Origin of the sequence: Enterobacter sp. SECR19-1250, assembly GCF_013391025.1 — a bacterium.
GTDB classification, from domain to species: Bacteria; Pseudomonadota; Gammaproteobacteria; order Enterobacterales; family Enterobacteriaceae; genus Enterobacter; species Enterobacter cloacae.
In genome coordinates, this window is sequence record NZ_JACASJ010000338.1 from 1 (window position 1) to 305 (window position 305).

1 pseudogene is annotated in these 305 nt (G+C 52.5%); it reads left to right on the plus strand.

Going from position 1 to position 305, the window contains the following annotated elements:
• Positions 1-264 (plus strand): annotated as a pseudogene (locus HX884_RS26900) (type VI secretion protein ImpA); the annotation flags it as partial.
• Positions 265-305 lie beyond the last annotated feature (41 nt).

Below are 305 nucleotides of genomic sequence, written 5' to 3' on the forward strand. Positions count from 1 at the left end.
CTGGACGTGCCGCCGGAAGGTTTTTTCCCCAATAAAACACCGGACGAGTTATACAGCTGGCCGGAACGGGAAAAAGACTATATTACCCGTGAAGGCGAATATATCAGTGCCTGGTCGGGAGAGTTGAGTCCTCATTCCGGCGACTGGTCGATGTTTACCGGTAGCGAGATGAAATACACTTCTGTCGGACAGGGGCAGGCGCTGCCTTATCTGACCGGTGCCAACGATTCGCTGCAGCGCGTCTGCTGGACGCGACTTTGTTGAATAAATCGAACTTTTGCTGAGTTGAAGGATCAGATCACGCA